Source organism: Duganella sp. Root198D2 (genome assembly GCF_001428585.1).
In the GTDB taxonomy this organism is placed as follows: Bacteria; Pseudomonadota; Gammaproteobacteria; order Burkholderiales; family Burkholderiaceae_D; genus Rugamonas.
In genome coordinates this window covers 24471-50429 of sequence record NZ_LMIC01000017.1, presented here as the reverse complement: position 1 = coordinate 50429, position 25959 = coordinate 24471, and the positions used below count along the sequence as shown (strand labels likewise).

Annotated in this window: 25 protein-coding genes; 13 read left to right on the top strand and 12 right to left on the bottom strand. The window is 63.9% G+C overall.

Features of this window, described 5'->3' with window-relative positions; translation table 11 throughout:
* Window positions 1-25 precede the first annotated feature (25 nt).
* Window positions 26-448, top strand: coding sequence for a hypothetical protein (locus ASE26_RS16400; RefSeq protein ID WP_156397891.1), 423 nt, complete (start codon window positions 26-28; stop codon window positions 446-448).
* Between the two features lie 31 nt (window positions 449-479).
* Here the strand turns inward: ASE26_RS16400 and ASE26_RS16395 are convergent, their stop codons facing one another.
* From ASE26_RS16395 to ASE26_RS16380, 4 genes are read right to left on the bottom strand one after another with little or no spacing between them, the layout of a single operon-like run.
* Window positions 480-1340 carry an EamA family transporter gene (locus ASE26_RS16395; protein WP_057246570.1) on the bottom strand — a complete coding sequence of 287 codons (861 nt, stop codon included), beginning with the start codon at window positions 1338-1340 and terminating at the stop codon, window positions 480-482.
* Window positions 1340-2164, bottom strand: coding sequence for an ABC transporter substrate-binding protein (locus ASE26_RS16390; protein WP_055926740.1), 825 nt, complete (start codon window positions 2162-2164; stop codon window positions 1340-1342). Before ASE26_RS16390 ends, ASE26_RS16395 begins: the two co-directional genes overlap by 1 nt.
* A gap of 7 nt (window positions 2165-2171) precedes the next feature.
* The gene (locus ASE26_RS16385; RefSeq protein ID WP_055926819.1) at window positions 2172-3428 is read right to left on the bottom strand and encodes a TCR/Tet family MFS transporter; all 1257 of its coding nucleotides are present in this window, start codon (window positions 3426-3428) and stop codon (window positions 2172-2174) included.
* Complete coding sequence (locus tag ASE26_RS16380; RefSeq protein WP_055926738.1) at window positions 3425-4075, bottom strand: HD domain-containing protein; 651 nt, start codon at window positions 4073-4075, stop codon at window positions 3425-3427. The genes ASE26_RS16385 and ASE26_RS16380 overlap by 4 nt, the downstream gene beginning before the upstream one ends.
* A gap of 146 nt (window positions 4076-4221) precedes the next feature.
* Here ASE26_RS16380 and ASE26_RS16375 point away from each other — a divergent pair, with 146 nt between their 5' ends.
* Together ASE26_RS16375 and ASE26_RS16370 are read left to right on the top strand one after the other, a co-directional pair.
* Complete coding sequence (locus ASE26_RS16375; protein ID WP_055926736.1) at window positions 4222-4692, top strand: chemotaxis protein CheW; 471 nt, start codon at window positions 4222-4224, stop codon at window positions 4690-4692.
* Window positions 4689-6236, top strand: a complete 1548-nt coding sequence (locus ASE26_RS16370; protein WP_082507153.1) for a methyl-accepting chemotaxis protein — start codon at window positions 4689-4691, stop codon at window positions 6234-6236. The genes ASE26_RS16375 and ASE26_RS16370 overlap by 4 nt, the downstream gene beginning before the upstream one ends.
* Here ASE26_RS16370 and ASE26_RS16365 read toward each other — a convergent pair.
* The 3 genes from ASE26_RS16365 to ASE26_RS16355 all read right to left on the bottom strand — a co-directional run bounded on the left by ASE26_RS16365 (window position 6233) and on the right by ASE26_RS16355 (window position 7685).
* Window positions 6233-6700, bottom strand: a complete 468-nt coding sequence (locus ASE26_RS16365) for a ribonuclease HI family protein (protein ID WP_055926734.1) — start codon at window positions 6698-6700, stop codon at window positions 6233-6235. The genes ASE26_RS16370 and ASE26_RS16365 overlap by 4 nt on opposite strands.
* A gap of 82 nt (window positions 6701-6782) precedes the next feature.
* The gene (locus ASE26_RS16360; RefSeq protein WP_055926732.1) at window positions 6783-7337 is read right to left on the bottom strand and encodes a YXWGXW repeat-containing protein; all 555 of its coding nucleotides are present in this window, start codon (window positions 7335-7337) and stop codon (window positions 6783-6785) included.
* Between the two features lie 108 nt (window positions 7338-7445).
* Window positions 7446-7685, bottom strand: coding sequence for a hypothetical protein (locus ASE26_RS16355; protein ID WP_055926730.1), 240 nt, complete (start codon window positions 7683-7685; stop codon window positions 7446-7448).
* A 265-nt stretch (window positions 7686-7950) separates the two neighbouring features.
* Here ASE26_RS16355 and ASE26_RS16350 point away from each other — a divergent pair, with 265 nt between their 5' ends.
* Genes ASE26_RS16350 through ASE26_RS16335 form a run of 4 tightly spaced genes read left to right on the top strand, consistent with a single transcriptional unit; the run spans window position 7951 to window position 13786 of the window.
* Window positions 7951-10140 carry a zinc-ribbon domain-containing protein gene (locus ASE26_RS16350; protein WP_055926728.1) on the top strand — a complete coding sequence of 730 codons (2190 nt, stop codon included), beginning with the start codon at window positions 7951-7953 and terminating at the stop codon, window positions 10138-10140.
* 12 nt (window positions 10141-10152) lie between these two features.
* Window positions 10153-12465, top strand: a complete 2313-nt coding sequence (locus ASE26_RS16345; RefSeq protein WP_057246569.1) for a bifunctional serine/threonine-protein kinase/formylglycine-generating enzyme family protein — start codon at window positions 10153-10155, stop codon at window positions 12463-12465.
* Window positions 12466-12498: 33 nt separating this feature from the next.
* Window positions 12499-12897 carry an OsmC family protein gene (locus tag ASE26_RS16340; RefSeq protein ID WP_057246568.1) on the top strand — a complete coding sequence of 133 codons (399 nt, stop codon included), beginning with the start codon at window positions 12499-12501 and terminating at the stop codon, window positions 12895-12897.
* 4 nt (window positions 12898-12901) lie between these two features.
* Window positions 12902-13786, top strand: a complete 885-nt coding sequence (locus tag ASE26_RS16335) for a pirin family protein (protein WP_057246567.1) — start codon at window positions 12902-12904, stop codon at window positions 13784-13786.
* Here ASE26_RS16335 and ASE26_RS16330 read toward each other — a convergent pair.
* Both ASE26_RS16330 and ASE26_RS16325 read right to left on the bottom strand, forming a co-directional pair.
* Window positions 13783-15264 carry an FHA domain-containing protein gene (locus ASE26_RS16330; RefSeq protein ID WP_229208166.1) on the bottom strand — a complete coding sequence of 494 codons (1482 nt, stop codon included), beginning with the start codon at window positions 15262-15264 and terminating at the stop codon, window positions 13783-13785. The two genes, ASE26_RS16335 and ASE26_RS16330, sit on opposite strands and share 4 nt — an antisense overlap.
* Window positions 15265-15452: 188 nt before the next feature.
* Window positions 15453-15878 (bottom strand): glycine zipper 2TM domain-containing protein, encoded by a 426-nt coding sequence (locus ASE26_RS16325; RefSeq protein WP_055926719.1) that lies wholly within the window; start codon window positions 15876-15878, stop codon window positions 15453-15455.
* 194 nt (window positions 15879-16072) lie between these two features.
* Here ASE26_RS16325 and ASE26_RS16320 point away from each other — a divergent pair, with 194 nt between their 5' ends.
* Entirely contained in the window at window positions 16073-17509 is a 1437-nt protein-coding gene (locus ASE26_RS16320) for a M28 family peptidase (RefSeq protein WP_057246566.1), read from the top strand.
* On the opposite strand, the gene ASE26_RS16315 is transcribed toward ASE26_RS16320, so the two are convergent.
* Window positions 17510-18367 (bottom strand): MBL fold metallo-hydrolase, encoded by an 858-nt coding sequence (locus ASE26_RS16315; protein ID WP_055926714.1) that lies wholly within the window; start codon window positions 18365-18367, stop codon window positions 17510-17512.
* 155 nt (window positions 18368-18522) lie between these two features.
* Between ASE26_RS16315 and ASE26_RS16310 the strand changes: the two genes are divergently transcribed.
* The 5 genes from ASE26_RS16310 to ASE26_RS16290 all read left to right on the top strand — a co-directional run bounded on the left by ASE26_RS16310 (window position 18523) and on the right by ASE26_RS16290 (window position 24883).
* Entirely contained in the window at window positions 18523-20448 is a 1926-nt protein-coding gene (locus tag ASE26_RS16310; RefSeq protein WP_055926711.1) for a TonB-dependent siderophore receptor, read from the top strand.
* Window positions 20449-20473: 25 nt separating this feature from the next.
* Window positions 20474-20857: a hypothetical protein gene (locus tag ASE26_RS16305; protein ID WP_055926709.1), complete on the top strand. Its 384-nt coding sequence runs from the start codon at window positions 20474-20476 to the stop codon at window positions 20855-20857.
* A 72-nt stretch (window positions 20858-20929) separates the two neighbouring features.
* Entirely contained in the window at window positions 20930-22285 is a 1356-nt protein-coding gene (locus tag ASE26_RS16300) for a TolC family protein (protein WP_057246565.1), read from the top strand.
* Window positions 22282-23670 carry a multicopper oxidase family protein gene (locus ASE26_RS16295; RefSeq protein WP_055926705.1) on the top strand — a complete coding sequence of 463 codons (1389 nt, stop codon included), beginning with the start codon at window positions 22282-22284 and terminating at the stop codon, window positions 23668-23670. The genes ASE26_RS16300 and ASE26_RS16295 overlap by 4 nt, the downstream gene beginning before the upstream one ends.
* Complete coding sequence (locus ASE26_RS16290) at window positions 23642-24883, top strand: voltage-gated chloride channel family protein (protein ID WP_057246564.1); 1242 nt, start codon at window positions 23642-23644, stop codon at window positions 24881-24883. Before ASE26_RS16295 ends, ASE26_RS16290 begins: the two co-directional genes overlap by 29 nt.
* Here the strand turns inward: ASE26_RS16290 and ASE26_RS32070 are convergent.
* Window positions 24825-25037 carry a DUF72 domain-containing protein gene (locus tag ASE26_RS32070; RefSeq protein WP_373922074.1) on the bottom strand — a complete coding sequence of 71 codons (213 nt, stop codon included), beginning with the start codon at window positions 25035-25037 and terminating at the stop codon, window positions 24825-24827. The two genes, ASE26_RS16290 and ASE26_RS32070, sit on opposite strands and share 59 nt — an antisense overlap.
* Before the next feature lie 111 nt (window positions 25038-25148).
* Window positions 25149-25937 carry an NF038132 family protein gene (locus ASE26_RS16285; protein WP_156397889.1) on the bottom strand — a complete coding sequence of 263 codons (789 nt, stop codon included), beginning with the start codon at window positions 25935-25937 and terminating at the stop codon, window positions 25149-25151.
* Window positions 25938-25959: the final 22 nt, after the last annotated feature.

Below are 25959 nucleotides of genomic sequence, written 5' to 3'. Positions count from 1 at the left end.
GCGTAAAACAATACCTGGAAGGACGTTGAATGATATGGAAGATCGAATAAAAGCAAACGCCGAACTCGTTCGACGAGTGGCACTGGAAAATATGCATGTGGAGGTCGCCTATGACCTCGATGGCGTTCGCTGGCTCGATGGATTCATCGACCGGCAGCGAGGCGAAGCAACGGATGAGGTCAAGCGGCAGCTTGCCACTACGCTGGGATCCTACCTGGGCGAGTGCATACGCCACACGTACGGGGGCGAGTGGATCCAGGATCCCGAGTACGGCTGGTCGGTCCGGATTAATGGGGGATTTAGTGTCTTCCCCTTCAATAAGGTTCAGAAGCAGCTTGCCGACGACGAGGGCGAATCGGTCTTGAGCCTATTCACAACGATAGAGCCGTTACTGGCCAATGCAGGAATGTCGGCAGCGCCTAAACGTCCATGGTGGAAATTCTGGTAATTGACGTATGCATGATGTGTGATAAACAGTTCTACGCAAGCCGCATCAGCACAGCCCCAGCGGCGAATGCTGCGATCGCGAGGGCGCGCTTGCTGCCTATGCGTTCCGCCAGGAAGAACCTGGCGATCAGCGCTGCAAACAGGATCGAGGTTTCACGCAGCGCTGCGACGGCTGCCAGCGGGGCGACGGTCATTGCCCACAATGCGAGGCCATATGCGCCCAGGGTGCCGGCGCCGCCGAGGATGGCGACCTTCCAGTATTGCCGGGCGTAGTCGCGCAACTCGCGCGGACAGCGCAGGAGGCACCACGCGATCAGGCCGATGGCGCTGAGCACGTGCAGCCACATGACGTAGGCGGCTGGTGCGGCTGAAGCGCGGGCGCCGAGGCCGTCGATCAGCGTATACGCAGCGATGACCAGGGCGTTCAGCAAGGCATAGGCGGTTGCGCGGCGGCGGGAATGGGCGCCGGCATCGTCGGACGTGGCGGTGCGGGTGGCGAACCAGAGGCCGAAGATGCCGCCACTGATGCAGGCGACAGCGGCATATTGGGCGGTGCTGAGGTGCTCGCCCAGCAAGGGCACGCTGGAGACGGCTACCAGCAGTGGGGCGCTGCCGCGCATCAGCGGGTAGGCGTGGCTCATGTCGCCGTGGCGGTAGGCTGCCGCCAGCAAGCCATAGTAGGCGTAATGGATGACGGTGGAGGCGAGGGCGTATGGCCAGCTCGCGGCAGCCGGCTGTACCAGGAATGGCAGCAGCGGCAGCGAGATCAGGCCGGCCCCGCCGGCTACCAGCACGCTGCTGAGGAATGGATCGCGGCCTTTCTTGACCAATGCGTTCCAGCCCGCGTGCAGCAGCGCGCCGCACAGGACGATGGCGACAACCGAGGGCGCCATCAGCGGGGCCGTACGCTTTCGGCCAGGATTTCCGGACGGTGGTAGCGCTGGAAGCCTTCCATCACCACGTTCGACTTGGCGGCGCGTTCCAGTAATTCAAGCAGCACAGCGCGGTCGTCCGGGGTCAGGGAGGAGCGGGAGACATAGACGCCGGTTTGCTGCCAGGGCAGCTCCGGAATCGGCTCCATGCGCAACCGGTCAAGCATGCCATTCACGCGTGTCTCACGGTTGATGGCGCCGGCCAGTATGGTCGGCCCCATGATCGTAAGGTCCACCGCACCAACGTACAGCAGGCGTGCGATTGCGCCTGGCTCTACTTCGGTAAATAAACGCCCCTGGCGTGCCAGTTCGCGCACGATGGCCTGGTACGCATCGCCGTAATCGTAGCCGCGGACGATTGCCACGCGCAGGTCGCGCCGGTCCAGCAGGTCTTGCGCATTGGTGATTTGCGGGCGCGGGCTTTGCAGCGAAATCAGTACGGCGCGGTGGCCCACCATGGGCACGAAAATGCCGTTGACGTCGCGCGCCGGTGTGCGGGTCGCGGGCAGCAGCAGGTCGGCTTTACCGGACTCGAACAGCAATTCCTGACGGGCGCGCGGCACCGAGGTGAAGGTGAAATGGCAACCAGCGCGCGGCCCAAGGTTGCGGAATACCTCCGGATAGATTCCGCTAAATGTGCCGTTGTCGACAATGACGCTGACGCCAGTGGTCGACACCGGCACCGCGATGTCGCGCGAGCAGTCGGCATGCGACGGCAGGGCCGCCGCTGCCAGGGGCAGGGCGGCGAGCAACTGGCGGAAGAAGCTGTGCACGCGTACGGTCATAGCCTGATTATGCGCCTGTTTCCGTAGTCGCCGTGGCGACCATATGGTGCTGGCGGAAGTAGCGCCGCGCGACGTAAATGCCTACCGCCTGCATTGCCGCGCAAAGGAAGAAAGTGCTGCCGATGCGCCAGTCGCTTGGCGGCAGGTGGCTGACGGTACCGAGGATGGCGCCGCCGAGCAAGGGCATGATTACCGTGCCAAGGCTGCTGATCGATTGCAGGGATCCCATCAATTCGCCCTGTTCGTTGGCCGGCGTGGCTTTGGATACGATGCCTTGCAGTGCCGGGCCGGCGGCGAACGCCAGCAGGTTGCACAGGATGAAGACGTACATCATCCAGCCCTGCGTCGCCAGGCCGTACAGCATATAGGTGATCGCGCCCGAGGTCAGGCCAAGCAGCGACAGGCGCACTTCTCCGAATTTGCGGATCAGGACGCCGAGCAGGCCGGCCTGCACTACCGCAGCCGTAAGGCCGACGCAGAACAGGGCTGCGCCGTTTTCCGCCGGGCTCCAGCCGAAGCGGAAGTGGGTGTAGAGCACCCAGGTCGACTGCAGCATCATTTGCGCGCCGGTCACCAGGGCGAAAGTGATCACCAGGCCGCGGATGTCCTGGCGCCTGGCCAGCTTGGCCAGGGAGTTGAACGGGTTGACCGATACCAGCTTGAATTTGCTGCGCTGCGCTTCCGGCAGCGATTCCGGCACGAAGAAATAGCCGTAAATGAAGTTGGCGAAAGACAGTGCCGCCGCGACGTAGAACGGCAGGTGCAGGTTGACGTCTCCCAGCAGGCCGCCCAGCATCGGGCCGCAGATGAAGCCCAGGCCGAAGGTGGCGCCGATCTTGCCAAAGCTCTTGGCGCGGTCTTCATGGGTGGAGATGTCCGAGGCGTACGCCGATGCCACCGACATGCTGGCCGACGACATGCCGCCGATCACGCGGCCGATGAACAGGCAGGCCAGGTTGGGCGCCCAGGCCGTGGTCAGGAAGTTGATGCCCATGCCGGCCATGGAATACAGCAGCACCGGGCGACGGCCGACGCGGTCGCTGATCGCACCCAGCATCGGCATGAAGATGAACTGCAGCAGGCCGAAGGTGGCGCCAAGGATGCCGTACCACAGGGCGTGCAGCTCGCGGTCCTGCACATACTGGCCGACCAGGATCGGCAGCACGGGCACGATAATGCCGATGCCCAGCATGTCGATGAAGATGCTGACCAGGACGAAATTCAGGTTGCCTTTTGATTTGCTGCTTGCTGCGGCCTCGCTCATGCTGCCACCGCCCATTCTGCGACGAAGCTGTCGCGGAAGGCGAGCAGCTCCTGCAGGCGCTGCTCGCCAAGTTCGCGGCCGGCGGCGGTCTGCATGGTGCCGGGAAGGGTGGCCAGCTTCACTTCGATGTGATCGAGCGAGTAGATCTTGTCGTTGCGTTCGCGGTTCACAGCCAGCGGATCCTCCGGGTGGGCCAACGCGGTGCCCATGCGGCCCGCTATATAGAACATGCGTGCCAGACCGACGGCACCCAGTGCGTCAAGGCGGTCGGCGTCCTGCACGATGCGCGCTTCCAGCGTGGTTGGCGGCAGTGCCGCGGAAAAACTGTGGGTTTCGATGGCGTGGGCCACCGCATCCAGCCGGTCGACCGGGAAGCCGGCGTCGGCCAGCTGGGTGCGCGCCAGTACCGCAGCCTGGCGCGAAGCCAGGTGACGCTCGGGGTGGTTTTTTGGCAGGTTGACCAGGTCGTGCAGGTAGCAGGCGGCCATTACCACCAGGCGGTCGGCGCCGGGATGCTGTTCCAGTAGCAGTTTGGCGTTGCGCCAGACCCGGTGCAAATGATTGGTGTCGTGGGCGCCATCGTCGCCCGCCGCCGCGCTGGCCAGCGCGACCAGGCGCGGCTGCCAAGTGCTCAGAGTGATATCCATAAAACCTTGATTCCTTTTTTTAGCTGCGCAATTGTGCCATGTATTTATCGCAAGCTTGTATGTTTCTCTAGAGCAAAATTGTTGGTGATTATTTTATTGGTCTACGGTAACATTATGGTGTCATCGTTCATAAGTGAAAAATTATCATGACTGCAACCACCAACCAAGCTGCCGAGTTCCTGGCCTTTACCCTGGGCCAGGAAGAATACGGCATTGATATCCAGAAGGTCAGCGAGATTCGCAGCTACGAAAGCCCGACCCGCATTGCCAGCGCGCCGGACTACGTGAAGGGCGTGATCAACCTGCGCGGCCTGATCGTGCCGATCATCGACATGCGCGTGCGCTTCCAGCTTGGCGAGCCGACCTACGGCCCTTTCACCGTGGTCATCATCCTGCATATCGGCACCCGCGTCGTGGGTATTGTGGTGGATGCAGTCTCCGATGTCACGACCCTGCAGCCGGAACAGATCAAGGCTGCGCCGGACATCGGCGGTTCGATGGATACTGAATACATCACCGGCCTGGGTACCATTGATGACCGCATGCTGATCCTGGTCGATATTGAACGCTTGATGTCGTCCGCTGACATGGGCCTGATCGAGAAGATGGCGGCATGAACTTCCTGAGCAACCTGAGTATCGGCAAACGCCTGGCATTCGGCTTTGCCGTTACACTCGCCCTGTCCATGGTGATTGCCGCCATCGGCGTGTGGCGCCTGCAGCAAGTTGCCGGCGCTACGAGCCATATGATGGAGACCCCGCTGGCCAAGGAGCGCATGATCTCCGACTGGTATTCGAAGATCGATAGCGCTATCCGCCGCACTACGGCGATTGCACGCAGCAGCGATGCATCGCTGGGCGCCTTCTTTGCCGAGGAATCGAAAGCATCCACCGCCGCCTCGGCCGAACTGCAGAAAAAGATCGAGCCGCTGATCAGCGACGCTGACGAGAAAGCCTTGTGGGATCGCGTGATGGAACAGCGCAAGGCCTATATCGCTTCGCGCGACAAGGTCGCCAAGCTGAAGACCGATGGCGAGATGGAACAGGCGAACGAAACCTTTGAAAAGACCTACCGCCCGGCTGCCGCGCAGTACCAGGCGCTGGTGCAGGATCTTCTGTCGATGCAGCGCGGGAAGATCGACACCATCGGTAAAGAAATTGACAGTATTTCGGCCAACAGCCGCAGCCTGTTGACGGTGCTGGCCGTGCTTGCGGTGGCATTCGGCGCGGTGTGCGCCTATGTGCTCACCAAGGGCATTACGACCCCGCTGTCGCGCGCGGTTGATGCGGCGCGCCGTGTGGCGGCCGGCGACCTGACCGCCGATATCCGCGTGCACGGCAACGACGAAACCGGCCAGTTGCTGGGCGCATTGCGCGACATGAACCAGTCCTTGCTGAACATCGTCAGTGAAGTGCGCAACGGGACCCATTCAATCACCATCGCATCCAGCGAGATCGCGGCGGGCAACCAGGACTTGTCGGCGCGTACCGAGCAGCAGGCGGCGTCGCTGGAGGAAACCGCCTCCTCGATGGAGGAACTGACTTCGACCGTCAAGCAGAACGCCGATAATGCACGCCAGGCCAACCAGTTGGCTGGTGCGGCGGCTTCGGTGGCGCGCAAGGGCGGCAGCGTGGTGTCGGAAGTGGTGGGCACCATGGAATCGATCGATGCTTCTTCGCGCAAGATCGTGGACATCATCACAGTGATCGATGGCATCGCGTTCCAGACCAATATCCTGGCGCTGAATGCAGCGGTGGAAGCGGCGCGCGCCGGTGAACAGGGCCGCGGCTTTGCGGTCGTGGCCTCGGAAGTGCGCAACCTGGCGCAGCGCTCCGCTGCGGCGGCGAAAGAGATCAAGGAATTGATCGGCGACTCGGTCGAGAAGGTCAATGCCGGTACGCGCCTGGTGTCGGATGCGGGTAACACCATGGAGGAAATCGTCTCCAGCGTGCAGCGCGTGTCGGACATCATCAGCGAGATCACCGCTGCCAGCGCCGAGCAGAGCTCGGGCATCGACGAGGTCTACAAGGCTGTTGGCCAGATGGACCAGGTCACGCAGCAAAATGCCGCACTGGTGGAAGAAGCGGCGGCTGCCGCCGAATCCATGCAGAACCAGGCAAGCAACCTGGCCGACGTGGTCAGCGTGTTCAAGGTTCGTTAAGCAGCACCTTCGTGGATCGCCTGTTGCGACAGGCGGTCCGCATCGCCATTCCGGTGGCGCGGCACCCAGCGCACATTCACCAGCGCCAGTGCCGCCATCAAATGCCCGACCCGGGCGCGATGTTCTTCCAGCGCTTTTGCGCCTGCCGGGGGCGAACACAGCACATCCTGCACCACCACCTGGCTGTCGCCGTACACCAGGAGTTCCGGTACGCCGAGTTCCACTGCTTTCTCCAGCGCCGCGATCAGGGCGAGGTATTCCGCATCGCCGCTGCTGCCGTGGCCCGCACGGCGGCTGATCTCGACCCGTTCTCCGGCGGGGCCGGACAACAGCACGCCGATGCCGATGCGGCCGGGATTTGGATGAGCCGAACCATCGAACCATGCCTGCCATGCGGCAGGGGAGGCGGAGACGGCCTGGCGCGCGAGTTTCTCGGCTTGCGCACGTTCCTGTTTTATCGACATACGTGGAAATTCTTATGGCACTGACGGCCGCGTGGCCTCGCATCAGGCTATCCCTGTTGCGAGGCCACGCGGCCATCAGCATTTAGCGGCGGTGCGGGTTGTCGGGGCGGTGGTCGTAGCGGTTCGGTACGCCGTCGCCATCGCGGTCACGGTCATAACGGTTTGGCACGCCGTCGTTGTCGCGGTCGCGGTCGTAACGGTCCGGTATGCCGTCATGATCGCGGTCGCGGCGGCGGTCGCGATTGTGATCGCGGTAGTAGTTGTCGCGGTAGTAATCGCGGTAGCCGTAGCTTGGGCCCTGGACATAGCTCGGGCGGCTGTCGTAGACGGCCCAGCCGCCTTCACGCCATCCCCAGCCGTTGTCTACACGGACCCATTGCGAGGGGCTGTAGCGGTAGCCGGGACGTTCCTGCAGCCAGTGGCCGGCCACCCAGACGTGGCGGTAGCCGTCCCAGCGCCACACGCCAGGCGCCCATACGTAGCCGTAACGCTGTGGCGGCACGCTTTCAAAACGCAGTGGTGGAGGAGCGTTGCCGATCACGACGCTGAAATCAACCTGCGCCAGCGCGGCAGTCGGTGCTAATGCAACCGTGCCAAGGGCCAGGGCGGCTGCAGCGATGAGTTTCGATTTGAACATGGCATTTCTCCTGTTTGGTGATGCGCTGAGTTCAATATACCAAGCGCATGGCCAGTGGGAAAAGCCTGATTCAGTTTATTACAAATCCAGCAGGCAAGTAACAATTGCTCAGATCTTGCTGCCCTGGGCGGCTTTGCGCTCTTCCGCCAGCGAGGCCTGCTTTTCCGCTTCGCTCATGCGCTTGGCCGCGACCACCACGACCGGGACCGCAGGCGCCGCCTGGACGCTGCTGGCGTAGCTTGCAGGGGCCACGGTTTCGGCGGTACGGTTTTCGTATACGAAGTCGGCGGCGCAGGCCAGGCCGATGATGGCGATGAACAGGGCTTCGAAATTACGCAGGGCTTTCATGACGTTCTCCGGTTGAGGGCTCTCCATGCGCACACTGTATCCAGGCCGCCCGGCGGTTGCCATCGCCGTGCGACAAGCTGTCTAAAACGTGGTGCGAAATGCAAAAAAACGGGGCTTTTGCGGCCGAAACGCGAACAGAAGGGAAATCCCCCTTCATACGGAACGAATGGATGGGCTGGCGCTGTGCCAAGATAAGGAGGTGCGTATTGGGCGCATGATGCCCCTGTTACAATCAGCAGGCGCAGGGTCAGACAAGGAGTGGGACATGTTCAAGATGTTTGGTTTTGGCGGCGTGAAGTGCCCGCGATGCGGGCACCGCAACGGCGACAGCTCCGACTACTGCAGCCATTGCGGCCTGTCGCTGGGCGCGCCGCGCAACGAGCCCCTGTTGCGCGATAACCGCTGGATCCCGGCTAACGATGAGCTGGCAGTGTTTTTTGGCGTGCGCCAGCTCTCCGGCATCTTTACCAGGACCCTGCACGTCCCGGCGGCGACGCGCGCTTTCATCCTGCAGGGCGAACAGGTATCCGAAGTACCGCAGGGCGAATATGGGCTGGATGGTTTTTTCGCCCGAATGGGCAAGCTGCGGCGCGACGAGCAGGGTGAAATCCTGATCACCCGCACCTCACCGCTGCCGGTCGAGTTCAATTTCACCGACTTGCATAGCGCCGAATTCCTGAAACTGGCGGCGCACTTCACCGTGGGCCTGCTGGTGAATGATGTACCAGCTTTTGCGCGGCATTTCATGACCGCGCCGGGCACCGTCACGACGCTCCAGCTGCATGATTTGCTGGCGCCGTCCATGCGCCAGCTTGCCGCCGAATTCCTGGGCAGCCGCTCGGTGCGCGACATGGCCGGTTCCGGCGCGCTGCGCGAACAGCTCAACGAACGCTTGCACAGTGCACTGGGCCAGCGCCTGGCGGAATTCGGCCTGGCTGCCGTGCAGATGGAAACCTTGTCACTTCGGCACGATAAATACGACGACAACCGCGAGCGCGAGGGCAGCCTGTTCCTGGTTGCCGACGAGCGCCAGCGGCAGCTGGAGCACGTCAAGCAGCTCGACCAGCTTTACAACGAGGAAGAATGGCAGGCGATCAGCCGCCAGGAGCAGAAAATGCGCAGCGATTTCCGCCGGGCGGAGCTGAAGGCCGACGCCGAAGAGCAGATGCAGGCCATCCGCGCGCGCGAAATCGATCTGTACGGCCGCATCGTCGAGGCCAAGTCCCGCAAGCAGGCGTTCGAACACGGTGCCGGCCTGGCGCTGGCCGACCTGGAGCATGAACTGGCGCGCCACAAGTCCCTGCACGCCGGCGAGGCCGCGCAGTGGGACCAGGTGCGCCGGCTGGCGCAAATCAAGATGCGCACCGAGATGGAATTGGCGCAGCAGGCCGGCCTGGAAGAAAGGGCACTGGCCAGGCAGCGCTTCTCGCACCAGCTGTACCAGCAGCAGCTACAGCACCGCATCCAGCAGGCGTTGGCCATCGAGGATGAGGAACACCGCCGCAACCAGCTCCAGCTCCTGCGCAAGGCCGAAATCGAGGCCCAGCAGCGCGAGCAGGAAATCGAAGCCGAACATCACCGCGCGAAATTCCAGGGCCTGGCCCTGGCCAACGCTGCCCGTCATCGCGAGGCGGAACGCATCGCCGAGTGGGAAGAGGGGCTGCACCTGGCGCGCAAGCGTGAGCAGGCGCGGGGTGAAGAAGCCAAGGATGCCAGCTCGAATGTCCACGTGGCCGAAATCAGCGCCAAGCTGGAAGAATTGAAACGCAGCGGCGCCGCGGCCGAATCGATTGCCCAGTACGAAAAGCTGCTGCGCACCATCGAGGCGGACGGGGTCCAGCAGCGGCAGGGGCAGAACCTGGCGCGCCAGGCCATGCTGGACCAGGTGGCCGTGGAAGAACAGCGCCTGGAGCTGAAGCTGCGCGACCAGGAAGCGCAGTGGCAACAGTCGCTGAAGAAAATGGAAGGGGAGCGCGAGGAGCGCTTCAACCGCTGGAAAGTGGAATACGACAGCATGATGGCGCAGCAGCAGCACGCTGCAGACCTGGCACGCATTGATATCGACCGCCTGGAAGCCATCGGCCGCATGAGCGATACCGGCAAGATTGCGTTGGCGGCGACACCGAATGCGGAAGCGCTTTCGCGCCTGATGCGCCAGCAGGCGCAGGCCGCGATGTCGCCCGAGCAGCTGCAGGCGCTGGCCGGCGTGGTGGCGGCTGAGAACAGCATCACGACCGCCGAGGCGCTGCGGCTGGCGCGCGAGGACGTGCGGGATGAACGTTCGTATCGCGATACCGTGGGCGACAAGGAACGCCAGCACCAGCTGGACCTGCTGCGGGCGCAAGCCAGTGCAGGAGTTTCGGCTGGGCGCCGTTGCCGGAATGGCCATATGGTGCCGACCGATTGCGGAGACGCGAAATTCTGTCCAGAATGCGGGGCGCCGCTAGCGAGGTAAAGCACGAGAGAGATGCAGACAGCCCGAGACAAGATTCGCGAACTGCGTGCCCTGCACGAAGATGGCCTGTTAAGCCTGCAAGAGTTCGACCGCCGCAAGAATGCCATCCTGGACGCCGAATACGCGCCGCCGGGAGGGGCGGCGGCACCCATCACCATCGTGCGCCAAGGGACTGAGCTTGGCCTGATGGCGGGGCAGGAAATTGGTCCGCATAACCGGCGCTACCGGCTGGAACGCCTGATCGGCATGGGCGGCATGGGCCAGGTGTGGCAAGCCACCGATCTGGCTACCCACGCGGAGCTGGGCCACAGCGCGGTGGTCGCGCTGAAGATCCTGCCGCCGCAGCTCACCCAGAGTCCGGCGCACGCCAAGCTGCTGATCGAAGAAGCGACCCAGGCGCGCCGCCTGGCGCATGACAATATCGTGCGCGTCTACGAATGGGCGCAGGACCCGGCCACTTCCAGCTACTTCATCATCATGGAGTGCCTGGAAGGGCAGGATCTCGATGCCTGGCTGGCGGAAAAGGGCAAGGCGACGCCGGCCCAGGTCGAGCAGATGCTGCGGCCGGTGGCCAATGCGCTGCAATATGCCTGGGACAAGCACCGCCTGGTGCACCGCGACCTTAAACCTGGCAATGTGTTCCTGACCAAGGCCGGCGAAATCAAGCTGCTTGACTTCGGCATCGCGTCGCGCGCACGTTCCACCGGCACCGACCTTGGCATGGCCACGCCAAATGCGGGCACCGCCGGTTATCGCGCGCCGGAGGCGGGCACCAGCCAGGGCGCGCCGCGCCCGCAGGTGGACGTCTACGCGGTCGCGGTCATGATCTACCAGTTGCTGGAAGGGCGGTTGCCTTTCGACCAGCACACCGCGCTGCTCGAACCTGCCAGGCCCGGCGTGCTTAACGCGCAGCAATGGGGCGTGCTGAAACGCGGCTTTGCCAATCGCGCCGGCGAGCGGCCGGAAACGGTGGCGGCACTGCTCGACGAGTTACGGGAGGCGGCCGCGCCGAACGCCGAGGAAGCCGTCCAGCGCGAAGCTGCGCGCAAGGCCGAGCGGGCAGCGGCGGATCTGCAGGAACGCGAGGCGCGTGCCGCGCGCGAACTTCGATCGCGGGCCGACGCGATCGCCCGCGCCGAAGAGGAAGAAGAGCGCCGCCAGAAAGAAGTTGAACTTGCCGCGCGGCGCAAGGCCGAAGCGTTGGCCGCGGCGCAGGAAAAGGCCCGCCAGGAGCAACTGCGCCGCGAACAGGAAAAGCAGCGCAAGGCACAGGCCGAGCAGGAAGCGAAAGAGCGCAAGGAGCGCCTGCGCCAGCAATTGATCGCGCGCCGCGATGCCGATGCATTGAAGGCGCGCGAGGCCGAGGAGGAATACCAGCGCAAGATAGCGCAATTGAAGGCGGAAGCAGCCTATCGCGCCGAGCAGGAGCGCCACCGCAAGGAGCAGGCTGCGCGCAAGGCGGCGGAACTGGCGGCGCTGCTGCCTACCGCCAGCAGCCCGGTGGCCGATGCGGAAGGCGTGCTGCGCGACCGGTTCGCCGACGGCAGCGGGGTGGGGCCGGACCTGGTGCTGATCCCGACCGGGCGCTTCCAGATGGGTTCATCCGATCATGAGCACAAGATTGCCGTCAAGGCGGGCGCCCAGAAAACCTGGCTCGACAAGGAGTTGCCGGCGCACTGGGTCGGCATCGGGCAATCGTTTGCGCTGGGGCGCTACCCGGTGACCGTGGGCGAGTGGCGCGCCTTCGTCAAGGCGACAGGCTGGCAATCGAAGATGGACGTGGACTGGCAGCAGCCCGGCTTCGCGCAGGACGACCGCCATCCTGTGGTGTGCGTAAGCTGGTACGATGCGCAGCTTTACCTGCAGTGGCTCAGCGAGAAAACCGGCCAGGAATACCGCTTGCCCAGCGAAACGGAATGGGAATACGCTTGCCGCGCCGGCAGCCACACGGCCTTCAGCTTCGGCGACGAGATCACGCCGGAGCACGCCAACTACGACGGCCACTTCACCTACAACGACGGTCCCAAAGGCAACAGCCACGGCGGCACCACGCGCGTCGGCAGCTACCAACCCAACCCATGGGGCCTGTTCGACATGCATGGCAATGTTTGGGAGTGGACGCAGGACACGGTGCACGACAATTACCTTGGCGCCCCGATCGATGGCAGCGCATGGGAACAGGGCGGCGACCAGGCGCGCCGCATCCTGCGCGGCGGCGCCTGGCTGTACCAGCCGCGCTATCTTCGTTCCGCGCTGCGCAACGGCTACTCCGCACTGCTGGCGAACGATGTGGTGGGCTTCCGCGTAGCACGCAAGTTGGTGTAAATTGCGGGATAAACCAACAAGCAGGAAACCACCATGACCGTTAAAGTAGTCCGCGACCAGTCGCTCCCAATGCGCAGCATCCTGCATGTGCGCAACCACATTGTCTCGGTCGATGGCACGATCGAAGAAGGCGGCAACGACGCCGGTCCTTCGCCGCACGACTTGTACGATGCCGCAATCAGCGCCTGCAAGGCCCTGACCGTGATCTGGTATGCCCGCCGCAAGGGCATTCCTGTCGAAGACGTACAGGTGACCACCGAACGCGATGCGAGCGAAGAGCGCAAGGGCGTGTACCGCCTCGCCGCAACGCTGCACCTGACTGGCGAACTGAGCGAAGAGCAGCGCGAAGAGCTGCTGGCCATCTCGCAGAAGTGCCCGGTGCACAAGCTGATGACGGCCGTGACCACCGAAATCTCCACCAGACTGGGGTAAAGCCATGAATATCGCGCACCTCCTGAAAGGCCATGAAAAAGACCTGGGCGGCGGTTTCGTCGTGCGCCGCTATTTGCCGGCGGCTGTCAAGCAGGCGGTAGGTCCATTCATCTTTTTCGATCATTTCGGCCCGGTCGACGTGCCGGCCGATGCCGACCATGACGTGCGGCCGCACCCGCATATCGGCCTGGCTACCGTTACCTACCTGTTCGAGGGAGCGATGGAGCACCGCGACAGCCTGGGCACGCTGCAGCGCATCGAGCCAGGCGCCATCAACTGGATGACGGCCGGCCGCGGCATCGTGCATTCGGAGCGCACCCCGAAAGACCTGGTTGGCGTGCCGCACCGCACGCACGGCCTGCAGCTGTGGGCCGCCTTGCCGAAGGCGCATGAGGAGGAGGAGCCTTCGTTCGCCCATACGCCGGCGGCGGCAATTCCGGAGATGGTGGTCGACGGCGCCAAGGTCCGGGTGCTGATCGGTTCGGCGTTCGGCCACACTTCGCCGGTGAAGACCTTCAGCCAGACGCTGTACCTGGACGTCAGCCTGAAGGCAGGCCAGCAACTGGCCCTGAACGGCCTGCCGCCGGAAGCGGCCATCTATCCGGTCAGCGGCTCGGTCGATATTGACGGCGCGCCTGTGCCGCAGCACAGCATGGCCTTGCTTGATACATCGAATTCGCAGCGCGTCACGGCGAGCACGGATGCGCAATTCGTCATAATCGGCGGCGAACCGCTGGATGGCCAGCGCTTCCTGTTCTGGAATTTTGTTTCGTCGAGCAAGGAGCGCCTGGTCCAGGCCGCCGACGACTGGGAAGCGCAGCGCTTCGCCAGGGTTCCCGGCGAGACGGAATTCATTCCGCTGCCGAAAAGGCCATCCGTCGCGACTTAAGTAGTCGCTTCTGCTGGCGGCAAGTGCGCGGCGCCGCTGCGCACGATCCAGTGCTCCGGGTATGGATCGCTGGCGAAGCGGGTATGGGCCGGGATGCGGCTCAGTTTTTCCTGCTTCGGCGTTGGCGCCAGCGCGGTTTCCTTGCCGGTGAGCTGGTCGATATGCCAGAAGCCGCCCTGGTGGTGCATCAGCAGCGGCAGGCTGGATGCCTTGGGCAGCGCGTTATGGCGCGGCAGCGGGTAGCCGGGATGGGTATCGGCAGCCAGCAGCACGAAACATTCGGCGCGCGCGCCCTCGTCGATCCGATGCAGGATCACGCCATGCGGCATCACGGCGCCGACTTCCAGCAGCACGATGCCCTTGATGCTGGCGCTCATTTCAATCTTCATGCCGGTGCGCAGCAGCACCGGCTTGTTCTTGCCCGGCCAGACGCCGTCCAGCAGCAGGCCGTAGCGCGACACGTCTTCGATTTCGAAGCCGTTGCGGGTGCGGCGGATCAGCGCGTGGCGGCCGGACAGGCGGCGCGTCAGGCCGGCGCAGTCCGGGCCTTCGGCGCTGAAGTGGTGCAGCAGCACGTCGGCTTCGGGATCGGCCAGCTCGAAGCGGCCGAACGAGACCTCTTCCATTGCAAACAGGCGGATGTGGCGGCAGGCGCCGTTTTCCGGCGCGGCGTTGATGAAGCTTGCGGCCAGGGTAGGGTGGGGATGCGATGGGCCGCTGCGCGGCTGCTCGATCTCGATCAGGTCTTCGTCCCAGGCGATGGTCGAATAGCCGACGTCGACCTTGCCCGCCGGTGCGCCGAGGTCGAGGTGGGCGATGCCGGCATTGCGCGCGGTGACGTCGATGTCCATGGTGTTGCCGCCCTGGGCGGAAACGCGGGCGATCGCGGCGTCGTCGGCCATCACGCGCACATTCTTGTGGGTGCTGAGGAAGGTGCGATGGATTTCATTCAGGCTGGCGTCGACACGCGGCACCAGGATGACAAAAGTGCATTCCCACTGGCGCTGGACGTTGTCATCCTTGCTGACGATCTCGGCGTGGATCTGGTACTGGCCATGCTCCTTGCCGCGCGAGGAGAATTCCACGAACACGGGCCGCCAGTCGCCATGCACCGAGCGGATGAACTGCTGCTGCAGCGAACCGTGCGGGATCAGTTCAGAACGCAGGCGGATCGACAACGTGGGGCCGCAATCCTGTGGCATGCCGCGCAATTCCATCTTGAGCGACTGCCGGCCGCCGGCGGCGCGCGGGTCAAAACCGCTGATGTGCAGCTGCGGGTAGACCCGTGCCGGCGCCGAGTAGCCTGCCACCGGAACAGGCGGCGGGCCGCTGCGGGCGCTGCGCATGGTGTTCAGCAGCTCGAAGCTGCCGCCTTCCGCTTCTGCCGCCGGTTGCGCATGGCCGCCGGCGCACATGCTTTCCCCTGGCATGACCCAGTAGGTGCAGTGCGGATGGTCTGGGTGGCAGCACTTGTTCATGGAAAGACGTTTTGAGGGATAACGCAACTTTACGCGTTTACCCCGTTGCTTGGCAACACGGCTTTCCTTCGATAAAGGGTGTTTTTACCCCTGTATTCCTTGTGGAGCAAAAGCGCAACGTTTTTGCTGTCGGAATGACATGCAAACTGACAAATGAAAAACCCGGCAATTGCCGGGTTCTTGTCTGCTTACCAACGACCGTGGTGGCCGTGGCCATGTCCATGGCCGCGGTAGTAGTACACCGGACGCGGTTCGACGTAGACCGGTGCCGGCTCGTAATACACGCGTGGCGCTGGTTCGTAGTACACGCGCGGCGGCGGGTTGTAATAGACCGGGGCTGGCTCGTAGTAGACCGGGGCCGGCTGCGAGTAGACGCGGGTCTCGACGTAGCCGCGGTTGTGGCGGCCGCCGCCGGACAGGGAATTACCAACTGCAGCGCCCACCAGGCCGCCAACCACTGCACCGCCGGTACCACCATTGTGGTTGCCGATCGCGGCGCCGATTACGGCACCTGCGGCGGTGTTGAAGTCACGGTCACCCGCGGCAAAAGCGGCGGAGGAAGCGGTCAGGGCTGCGCCCATCAGCATCAGGCCGGCAAAACGTTTGTTGAACATGGTAAGTCCCCTTTCAATCTCTGTTGGTATGTAGATTAGCGAGCCGCGAAAACTTGCGCCAGTGCATATACACATTCTTACAAACTCCACAGGGGGAGAGATTTGTATCGTTAAGTTGTCCTCCCAGCAGGATCTTATTAAATGCGCTATTGTGTCAAGTTCCGAGCGAAACTTAACCTTCTCACAGGAAACGCATGAACCTCCGCAAGCCCGCATTTTCCGCCCTGTTTGTCTGCCTGCTGGGCGCAGGCTTCTCCGGCATTGCCAGTGCCGCCAGCCCGAATGATGCTGCCACTTTGGGCAAGATCCGCGATGCTGCGATGCAGAGCGACTACTCCTACCAGCGCCTGGAAGACTTGACCGACCTGGTTGGCCCGCGCCTGTCCGGCTCCCTCGGTGGCGCGGCTGCGGTGGAGCAGGTGGCTGCCGCCATGCGCGCCCTGGGCGCTAAAGTCACCCTGCAGCCGGTGAAGGTGCCGCACTGGGTGCGCGGCGAAGAGAAGGGCGAGCTGGTGGATTACAAGGGCCGCCCGGCCAATATCACCCAGCGCGTGGTGCTGACGGCACTCGGCGGCTCCGGTGCTACCCCGGCAACGGGCCTGACGGCGCCCATCGTCGTGGTGCGCGATTTCGATGAATTGAAAGCCCGCGCGGCGGAAGTGAAGGGCGCCATCGTACTGTTTGACGTGGCCTTCGACCAGGGCATGGCCGATCGCGGCCTGGCAGGCAACGCCTACGGCCAGGCTGCGCGCTACCGCAGCAACGGCCCGCGCATGGCGGCCGAACTGGGCGCGGCGGCCGCGCTGGTGCGCTCGGTCGGCGGCGCCGATTACCGCCTGCCGCATACCGGCGCTACCAACCTGAAAGACGACCAGCGCATTCCCGCCGCTGCCGTGACGGCGGAAGATGCGATGCTGATCGGCCGCCTGATGAAGCGCGGCCCGGTCAGGATGAAGCTGACCCTGACTCCGCAAACCTTGCCGGATGCGGACACCTTCAACGTGATCGCCGACCTGCCTGGCACCGACAAGTCCGACGAAGTCGTCATCGTATCCGGCCACCTGGATTCCTGGGACCTGGCCACCGGCGCGCATGACGACGGTACCGGCGTCACCACTTCGATGGGCGTGATCGAGACCATCAAGAAACTGGGCCTGCAACCGCGCCGCACCATCCGCATGGTGGCGTGGGCCAACGAAGAGAACGGCCTGAAGGGCGGCAATACCTACTACGAAGCGCACAAGGACAAGCTGGAAAAGCAGTTCGCTGCGATTGAGACCGACGGCGGCGTAGGCCGTACCTTCGGCATCATGGGCAGCGTGCGGGGCGAAGCGGAGAAGTATTTCGCTCCGGTGAGCAATGCGCTGCTGCCGATCGGCGCCGGCGTGTTCAACCGCCGCGATTCGGCATCGGGTTCAGACGTGCACCAGCTGGAAGCGGGCGGTGTTCCGTCGTTCATGCCTTACGTCGACACCAGCGCCTACTTCAACTACCACCACACGCCGGCAGACACCTTCGACAAGGTCGATCCGGTGAACATGAAGAAGCACGTGGCCGTCATGTCGGCGCTGGCCTGGTACCTGGCCAACACCGACGATCCGATCGGACGTTCGCCGGAGCCCTTGAAATAATCAGAGGGCGTTGAGGGGGATCTTGAGGTAGCGCACGCCGTTATCCTCAGCCTCCGGCAGGTGGCCGGCACTGAGATTGACCTGGATGGCAGGCAGGATCAGTACCGGCATCTGCAGCGTGGCATCGCGCCTGGTGCGCATGGCCACGAATTCTTCTTCGCTGACGCCGTCGCGGATATGGATATTCGCGGCGCGCTGCTCGGCTACCGTGACTTCCCAGCGCGGCTCGCGGCCGGCCGGCGGATAGTCGTGGCACATGAACAGGCGCGTCTCCGGCGGCAGCGACAGCAGGCGGTGCACCGACTTGTACAAGTCGCCTGCGCAGCCCCCGGGGAAGTCGCAGCGCGCGCTGCCCACGTCCGGCATGAACATCGTATCGCCGACAAAAACCGCATCGCCAATCTGGTAAGCCATATCCGCCGGCGTATGGCCCGGTACGTGCAGTGCGCGCGCCTTCAGCTTGCCGATCATGAATTCTTCGTCGGCCCCGAACAGGTGGCCGAACTGAGAGCCGTCTTCCTTCTCGCCTTTGCGGTTGAAGATCGCCGAGAAAGCATGCTGCACCTTGCAGATGCCGGCGCCGATACCGATGCGGCCACCCAGCTTGCCTTGCAGGTAAGGCGCGGCAGACAAGTGGTCGGCGTGGGCGTGGGTTTCCAGCAGCCAGCTGACGTGCAGGCGATGCTCGCGCACGAAAGCGATGATCTTGTCGGCGGCAGTCGTTGCGGTGCGGCCGGCCTTCGGATCGTAATCAAGTACTGAATCGACGATGGCGCATTCGCTGCCGTCAGCCTCATAAATCACGTAGCTGACGGTGGATGTAACGGGGTCGAAGAACCCTTGGATCTCTGGCTTCATATCAGGATAGTAGGATGATTCAAGCCCAGCTATTATAAAGAATCCTGATATGGCGGGCGAGGCTTATTCGTTTTACGATGAAAGCCATATGTGTGGCGGGAAAAACTGCCGCCGTGCTAAGATTTTCGACAGTGCTTCCTGAAAGAGAGGCCGCCATGCCCAAAGCAGGCTATTCACTGAAGTGGGGACTGGCCGCTGGCTGTATCTGCAGCCAGTCGCTATCGGCCGTCGCTGCCGCCGGCGGCGCAGCCACGCCGGAAAACTTTGCCAACCTGTCGCTCGAAGAATTGAGCGATGTGCGTGTGGTGTCCGTTTCAAAACGCGAAGAGAGGCTGGGCGACGCCCCGGCGTCGATCTTCGTGATCAGCGCCGACGACATCCGGCGCAGCGGCGCGCGCAGCCTGGCCGAAGCGTTGCGCATGGCGCCCAACCTGCACGTCTCGCAGACTCCTGCCGGCAATTACATCATCACCGCGCGCGGCTTTGCCGGCAACAGCGCCAACAAGCAATTGGTGATGATCGATGGCCGCTCGGTGTATACCCCGCTGCTGTCCGGCGTATCGTGGGACGTGCAGCAGGTCGCGATGGATGCCATCGAACGCATCGAAGTAGTCAGCGGTCCGGGCGGCACGCTGTGGGGCACCAACGCCGTGAACGGCGTGATCAACGTGATCACCAAGCCGGCGGCATCCACCCTTGGCGGCATGGCCGAACTGCGCTGGGGACAGGAACAGTCCGGCGCGGCTTTCCGCTATGGCGCGGCGATGGAGGACGGTGCCTGGCGTGCGTACGGCATGGATTACGCCATGCCGCACGGTGAAACCCTGGCCGGCAAGGCGCTGGGCGATGCCTGGCACAATGCCCAGGCGGGGTTCCGTGCCGATTGGCTGCGCGGCAGCGATGCGCTTACGATGCAGGGCGATGTGTACCGCATCGGCGCCGGGCAGCTCGTGACGGCGTCGGCCCTTCCTTTGCCCGCCGCATCCATGCGCGGCGCCAACCTGATGGGGCATTGGACCCGCCAGCTTGACGGGGGCGCCAGCCTGTCCCTGCTGGCTTACTACGATCGGACGGAGCGCAACCAGGTGGGCGTCTATAAGGAGAACCTGGACGTCGCCGACTTGCAGGCACTCTACAACTTCGCGCCGCTTGGCCGGCACATGCTGGCGCTGGGCGCTGAATATCGCTTTGCGCTTGACCGGGTTTCGGTCACCAGCGGTACCGCATTCCATCCCGAGCGCGCCAGCATGCATTGGGCCAGCCTGTTTGGGCAGGATACCGTCGCCTTCAGCGAGCAGTTGAACCTGACAGGCGGGTTGCGTATCGAACGCAACCAGTACACCGGGATGGAATTCCTCCCCAACTTGCGCCTGGCATGGAAGGCAACTCCCGAGACTTCCTGGTGGGCGGCCCTGTCGCGCACCGTACGCGCACCATCGCGCGTTGACCGCGAAATTTATTTCAATGCCGGGCCCTTGGGCACCCTGAGCGGCGGCCCGAATTTCCAGTCCGAGACGGCCCGGGTGCTGGAGATAGGTTTGCGCCAGCAGTTCGGCAACCGCGCCAGCTATTCGCTCACCGCTTATCGCGCCCTGTACGACAAGCTGCGCACCATCAAGCCGGTGGCGCCGCTGGTTTATGAAATCGGTAATGGCATGGAAGGCGAAACGCGCGGGCTGGAGGCTTGGGGAAGTGTCCAGGCTACGCCTGACTGGCGCCTCAGCGCGGGCCTGACCCTGATGCATGAGGAATTCTCGCTCAAACCGGGCGAGCTTGATTTCGGCAACCGTTCGGTGAGGGGCAATGTGGACCCGCGCCGTGTGGCGAAACTTCGCTCCTCATTCACCCTGGGGGAAGGGCGCGACCTGGACCTGACCTTGCGCCACGTCGGGCCGCTGCGTTTTACCGCGCTGCCCGGCTATACGGCACTGGATGTCAACTTCAACTGGCAGGTCAGGGCGGGCCTGGAACTGGCGCTGGGTGCCAGCAACGCATTGGACCGGGACCACGAGGAGTTCAGCGGCGCTACCAGGCTGTCGCTCGGGCGGGGCGCCTATGCCAGGGTCATAAGCCGCTTCTAAGGCGGTCATGGTAATATCGCTGCCCATGAAATCCGTGATCCGTTTCATTGCGCTTTGGCTGATGCTGGTGGCTTTGCCCTTCCAGGGCTTTGCCTCGGCCAGCATGCTGCTGTGCGCTCAGGCCAATGCTGACAAGCCGGCTGCCCGGGCGATGCAGGACGGGTCACACGATCATGCGGCGATGCTGGCGTCCGCCCAGCAAGCCGGCGACAGCGGCGACCATTGCGCCGGTAGCGCGCACGGCAGCGCCATGGGCGATTGCTGCGTTGGCGCCGCATTGGCCTATACCTTGCCGCAACCGGCATCACATTCCCCGCTGGCCGAGCGCCTGCACCTGCCCGATCCCGTGCCGCCGCTGCCGGTTGACCTTGCCCTTCCCAAACGCCCGCCCCGGGCGATCCCTGCCTGATCCATGCCAGCCGTGGCCGCTGGCGCTATCCTGCGTCCCCGCGCAGGACGACCAAGCATTGGAAAGATCACCATGAACCAAGCATTCAAGCTGGCGGCAATGGCCGCCGCGGCTGCGCTGCTGTCCGGTTGCGCCACGTTTTCGAACGATGGCGGCTTCGGCGCAGTGGTGCAAGCCACCAGGAGCCGCAGCGGCGCCGAGACGCGCCTGCTGCGCAATGAGCAGGACCGGCGCGCGCTGGACGAACAGTTAAAGAAGCTCCTTGCCGAGCCGCTTAGCGCCGATGCGGCCGTCCAGGCCGCACTCCTGAACAACCGCGGCCTGCAGGCTCGATACTGGGACCTCGGCATCGCCGAAGCGGAACTGGTGCAGGCAGGCCGCCTGGCCAATCCCGGTTTCAGTTTCAAGCGCACGCATGGCGGCGGCGAGGTTGGCATCGAGCGCACCCTGGGCATGAATTTTATCCAGCTGCTCACACTGCCGCTGGCCAGCCGCATCGAAACCCGGCGTTTCGAGCAAGTCAAGCTGGAACTGGCCGGTCACGCGGTCTCCATGGCCCACCAGGCCCGCCTGGCCTGGATCGAGGCAGTGGCGGCGCAGCAGGGCGTTGAATACGCCCAGCAAATCAGCGACGCGGCCGATGCCAGCGGTGAGCTGGCGCGGCGCATGCAAGCTGCCGGCAACTGGAGCAAGTACGATGCGGCCAAGGAGGAAGCTTTCCACGCCGATGCGATGGCCGACGTGGCGCGCGCGCGCAAGGCCGCAACCGCCAGCCGCGAGAAGCTGACCCGCATCCTCGGCCTGTCCGGCAGGGAGGCTACGGCTTACCGCCTGCCTGAGCGCTTGCCCGACCTGCCGGCCAAGCCGCGCGAGGTGGATGGTGCCGAAGCAGTCGCCATGCGCGACCGCCTGGACGTGCAGGCAGCCCGCCTGTCGTCGGAGCACACTGCAAGATCCCTGGGCCTGGCCAAGGCCACACGCTTCATCAACGTGCTGGAATTGAGCGGGATCAGCGAGCGCGATGGCGAGCGCCGTTCGCACGGTTACGAAATTTCCGTGGAAGTGCCGTTGTTCGACTGGGGCGGCGCTCGCGTGGCGCACGCGGAAGCAACCTATATGCAGTCGCTCAACCTGCTGGCCGCCGCAGCGGTCAATGCCCGCAGCGAAGCACGCGAAAGCCAGCAGGACTACCAGGCCTCTTACGAGCTGGCCAGGCATTACCGCGATGTGGTGATTCCGCTGCGCCAGAAGATCTCCGAAGAGACCCTGCTGCGCTACAACGGCATGTTGCTGTCGGTATTCGAACTGCTGGCCGATGCGCGCGAACAGACTGCCGCCGTCAACAATTACATCACCGCGCTCAAGGAGTATTGGATCGCCGATGCCAATCTGGATGCCGCGATTGGCGGTAAGGGAGTACAGCAATGAATAGCCCCGTCAACAAGCGCCGGTCTTTCCTCGCCAATGGCGCCGCGGCCCTGATCGGAGCAGGCCTGGTGAGCCGTGCCGGCGCCGCCGGCCTGCCGGAAGCGGCGGTGCAATCGAGCGCTTCGACCGCACCGCCGCTGATGCCGCCCAATGGCCGTCCGTACAACCCGGTCGTGACCTTGAACGGCTGGAGCCTGCCGTGGCGCATGAAAGATGGCGTCAAGGAGTTCCACCTGGTCGCGGAACCGGTGGTGCGCGAAATTGCGCCAGGCATGTACGCCAGGATGTGGGGCTACAACGGCCAGAGTCCGGGACCGACCATCGAAGTGGTGGAGGGCGACCGCGTGCGCATCTTCGTCACCAACAAGCTGCCGGAGCACACCAGTGTGCACTGGCACGGCCAGATCCTGCCAAGCGGGATGGACGGGGTGTCGGGCGTGAGCCAGCCGGCTATCCAGCCGGGCAAGACCTTCGTCTACGAATTTGTCGCCAGACATGCCGGTACTTTCATGTACCATCCCCATGCTGACGAAATGGTGCAGATGGCGATGGGCATGATGGGCTTCTGGGTCACTCACCCGAAAGACCCGCGCCAGCATGCGGTGGACCGTGATTTCGTGTTCCTGCTCAGCGCCTACGATATCGAACCGGGGAGCATGGTCCCCAAGGTCAATACGATGACGGACTTTAATATCTGGACATTCAATAGCCGCGTCTTCCCCGCCATCGACCCGCTGGTCGTGCGCCAGGGCGACCGTGTGCGCATCCGCGCCGGCAACCTGACCATGACCAACCACCCGATCCACATTCACGGCCACCGGTTTGAAGTGACCGGTACCGACGGCGGCTGGGTGCCGCCAACTGCGCGCTGGCCGGAGGTGACCACCGATGTCGCGGTGGGCCAGATGCGCGCCATCGAGTTCATTGCCGACAATCCGGGCGACTGGGCCTTCCACTGCCACAAGTCGCACCACACCATGAATGCCATGGGCCACAACGTGCCGAACCTGATCGGCGTGGACCACAAGGGCGTGGCCGAGAAGATCAACAAGCTGGTGCCGGGCTATATGGTGATGGGCGACAAGGGCGGGTCGATGGGGGGCATGGAAATGGAAATCCCCGAGAATACGCTGCCGATGATGACCGGTACCGGCCCATATGGCGATATCGAGATGGGCGGCATGTTCACGCTGATGAAAGTGCGTCCCGACCAGAAAAAAGGCGACTACACCGATCCGGGCTGGTACAAGGCGCCAAAGGGAAGCACGGCTTACGAATGGACCGGCGAAGTGCCGCCGCCTGTTTCTGCGCCTGGTGCGGTGCCGCCGGCCGGCGTCAAGCCGGTGGAAGTGACGCGTGACAAGAAGGGGCACGACCATCATTAAGCAATTGCGCTACCTGGGGAAGTGGAGCCTGCTGGCCGGCATCGTCGCTGTGCTGGCGGGCAGCGCTTCCGCTTTCTTCCTGGTGGCGCTGGATGTCGCCACCGCCTGGCGCGAGGCTTATCGATGGGTGGTATGGCTGCTGCCGCTGGCCGGCTTTGCGGTGGGCTGGATTTACCTGCAGGTCGGCAGCCGCGTTGAAGCGGGCAATAACCTGCTGATTGACGAGATCCACGATCCCAAGAACGTCGTGCCGCTGCGCCTTGCGCCACTGATCCTGTGCAGCACGGTGGTGTCGCACCTGTTCGGTGCGTCGGTCGGCCGCGAGGGCACCGCGGTGCAGATGGGCGGGGCGCTGGCCGACCAGCTCACCCACGTATTCCGGCTGCCGCGCGAAGACCGGCGTACCGTCCTGATGGCAGGTATCAGCGCCGGTTTTGCTTCCGTCTTCGGCACGCCCCTGGCCGGCGCGATCTTCGGCCTGGAGGTGCTGGTGGTGGGGCGCATGCGCTTTACCGCGATCTATCCCTGCATGCTGGCGGCGCTGTTGGCCGACCAGGTCACGCGCGCCTGGGGCGTTGGACATACGCATTACCCGGCTGGCGCACTGGGCGCGCCGGATGGCCCGCTGCTGCTGGCGCTGGCCGGCATCATTGTGGCGGGCGTGGTGTTCGGCCTGGTGGGGCGTGCTTTTGCCGCAGCCACGCATGGCTTGTCGGCCTGGTTCAAGGCGCGCTTTGCCTATGCGCCGTTGCGGCCCCTGGTTGGCGGCGCGATCATTGCGCTGGCAGTCGGTGCCGGCAGCTTCGCCGGCATCGACTTCCACCGCTACCTTGGCCTCGGCATCGGGCCGATGGTGGAGGCTTTTCGCGTGCCGCTGGACTGGTGGGACTGGCTCGGCAAATTCGTTTTTACCGTCGGCTCGCTGGGCTCCGGCTTCAAGGGCGGCGAAGTGACGCCGCTGTTCAACATCGGCGCGACGCTGGGTAATGTGCTCGCGCCGCTCCTGCACCTGCCATTCCCGCTGCTGGCGGCAATTGGTTTCGTCGCGGTGTTTGCCGGCGCGGCCAACACGCCGCTGGCCTGCACGGTGATGGCGATGGAATTGTTCGGCCCGGCAATCGGCCCTTATGCCGCGCTGGCCTGTGCGGTTGCCTTCATGTTCTCGGGCCAATCCGGGATCTATCGCGCCCAGCGGCGCCCCCTAGCCGAGTAGGCGCTGCGCCAGGCACGCTTAGAAAGTGCTCGAACAAGTCTTCATCGAATTTGAAATTGGGTGGAAACTGCCAGAGGAAGGGGCCCAGTTTTTTGCGCAGCAGGAGGACGCCGCTGGCGAAAACGTTTGCTAGCGGTTGTTCGGGGGCACGCAGGTGCCGGATGTGCGTGATGTAGCGGTTGCCTTTGTGGGCGAATACGCAGCTCGGGCGGGTAAAACACGCCGCGCCACGGAGTATATCGCCAGCCCGAGATGCCGATGCGGATCACCGCGCCAGGCGTTTCAGCACGCTGAACATGGCCAGGCCCGCCAGCAGCATCGCGTATTGTCCAGGTTCGGGGATGGGCAATGGCGCGCCGCCGACGGTAAAGGCATCGATAGCCAGTCCTGAATCGAAGTCCTGGTCGTCCCAATTGGTCACGCCGAACTCAAGCCGGTATTTGCCGGCATTGGCGATGGCGTATTGTGCCCGCACCCAGCCAGTGGCACCGCAACCGGCGTCATAGCATTCGTCGGAATCGGGGCCGAGCGGCGCCCACATGGTCTGGCCTGGCGCCACGGCGACGGGGAAGGGTGTCAGGGTCGCGGCTGGCGGCGGCATGTCGAAACCGGGGATCGCGTTGCCATTTTCGTTGGTGCGGGCGGTGAACAATAGCGCCACCTGCTTATCGTCGGCATCGAGCAGGCGCGCCCACGCATAATCGGCGTAACCTGCGCCGTCGGTCGTCACGTAATTGAAACGAAAATCGAGTGCTGCGTTGGTGTCGGCCATGAACGACACTGAACGCAGGATTGAACCATTCGCTGCTTCGCCCACGCCACCAACGCCGGGCAGCGCGACCTGGCTGCCGGAGTTGTAGCTGGAGATCCAGCCGTAGGCGCTGCCGCCGCCCGGCGCAAGGCGGACGACCCCGTTGGCACCCAGGGTGCCGCATTTGCCGGTGCAGCGCCACGGTGCCGGCATGCCATCGTCGAAAGTGCCGGCAAAGGCAGGCGCGGCAAGCGTTGAAAATGCTGCGCAGGTGGCGAGCATCAGAAAGTTTCTTGTCTTCATTTCGCAGCCCCTCGAAGAGAAC